Raw genomic sequence first — 1,417 nt, 5'->3', positions numbered from 1 at the left:
TCGGCTACTTAGAGACTTGTGCCACGGCCGACGCCCGGCCAGGCTCGGTCGAGGTGTCCGGCGGGACGCTCTCTTTTCGGCTGTCCACCACGAATTTTGGTGTGACTCTCTTTTGGCGTGCGTCCCACCGGGCACCGGGCGAGGTTGTGGCTCAAGAGGGGTCTGCCCAGCTGGAAGTAGCGTTGCCCTCCTCGCTGCCCCATGTCGCGGTTAGTGAGGAGACATCAGTTGAGTCCAGTTGTTATCGGCATGGATCCGCATAAACGGTCTGCCACCATCGAAGTACTCGATCACACCGAATGCGTTCTCGACCAAGGCCGATTCGGTACCGATACCCCCGGCTACAAAGACATGCTCGCACTCGGGCGCCGGTACCGCGATCGTGTCTGGGCGGTGGAGGGCTGCAACGGGATCGGCAAGCACCTGGCGCAACGGTTGATCGCCGACGGCGAGACCGTGGTGGACGTGCCGGCGAAACTATCGGCCCGGACACGAGTGTTCTCCACCGGTCAAGGCCGTAAGACCGACGCCACCGACGCGCACTCGATTGCCCTTGTAGCCCTGCATACTTCGGATCTGCTGCGAGTGCGACCCGACGATCACCTGGTGGCGTTGCGCATGCTGGCCGATCGCCGCGACGAACTCGCCCATCGCCCGCACCAGCACGGTCAGCCGCCTGCACCGGCTGCTGCTGGAGCTGATTCCCGGTGGCGCCAAACAATTCCTGTCGGCCAGACAGGCCCGCGCTCTGCTCACCGGAGTGCGGCCACGCGACCTGGTCGGCAAGACCCGCCGCCAGCTCGCATCCGAGCTGATCACCGAAGTCGCTACGCTGGACAAGAAAATCAAAACCGCGGACAAACAGCTCACCGAACTACTCGCCGAAACCGGCACCAGCGTGATGAACCTCTACGGCATCGGCCCTTCGGGAGCGGCACGACTGCTCGGCGACATCGGCGACATCCACCGGTTCCCCAACGCTGGCCGGTTCGCCTCCTGGAACGGCACCGCCCCCATCGATGCCTCCAGCGGCGACCACCAACGACATCGCTTGTCCCGCACCGGGAACCGGCGAATCAACCGCGTCCTGCACATCATGGCCATCGTGCAATTACGCAACGACACCCCGGGCCGCGCCTACTACCGACGCAAACTCGCCGCCGGGAAAACACCGATGGAAGCACTACGCAGCCTCAAACGACACCTATCCGACGTGGTCTACAAACAACTCCTCCGCGACGCCCACCAACGCTCAGGGGCGAGCCCGGGAGGACATTCGGGGGCGTCTCTGACATCCAGCGCGGCCGACTCGACCCCAACGATCGACACTTCGGACAAGTCACTTCCCGAACCCGCCACCAGCGAGACTACGCCCCAAACAACCGCCCTCTTGACATAGAGGGGTGCCAGAAGCGGA

Annotated in this window: 2 protein-coding genes and 1 pseudogene; 2 read left to right on the top strand and 1 reads right to left on the bottom strand. The window is 63.9% G+C overall.

The features are described from left to right. Nucleotides 1-201 precede the first annotated feature (201 nt). Nucleotides 202-591: pseudogene (locus ACLMAL_RS39570) on the top strand (IS110 family transposase); the annotation flags it as partial. Here the strand turns inward: ACLMAL_RS39570 and ACLMAL_RS39565 are convergent. Next, entirely contained in the window at nt 478-717 is a 240-nt protein-coding gene (locus ACLMAL_RS39565; protein WP_412003760.1) for a hypothetical protein, read from the bottom strand. The pseudogene ACLMAL_RS39570 and the gene ACLMAL_RS39565 sit on opposite strands and share 114 nt — an antisense overlap. Nucleotides 718-760: 43 nt before the next feature. On the opposite strand from ACLMAL_RS39565, the gene ACLMAL_RS39560 reads away from it, so the two are divergent. Continuing rightward, the gene (locus ACLMAL_RS39560; protein WP_412003759.1) at nt 761-1,399 is read left to right on the top strand and encodes a transposase; all 639 of its coding nucleotides are present in this window, start codon (nt 761-763) and stop codon (nt 1,397-1,399) included. Nucleotides 1,400-1,417: the final 18 nt, after the last annotated feature.

It is taken from the genome of Nocardia sp. CWNU-33, assembly GCF_046764895.1.
In the GTDB taxonomy this organism is placed as follows: Bacteria; Actinomycetota; Actinomycetes; order Mycobacteriales; family Mycobacteriaceae; genus Nocardia.
Note: the sequence above shows the minus strand (reverse complement) of the source record. Positions and strands in the feature narration are given on the sequence as shown.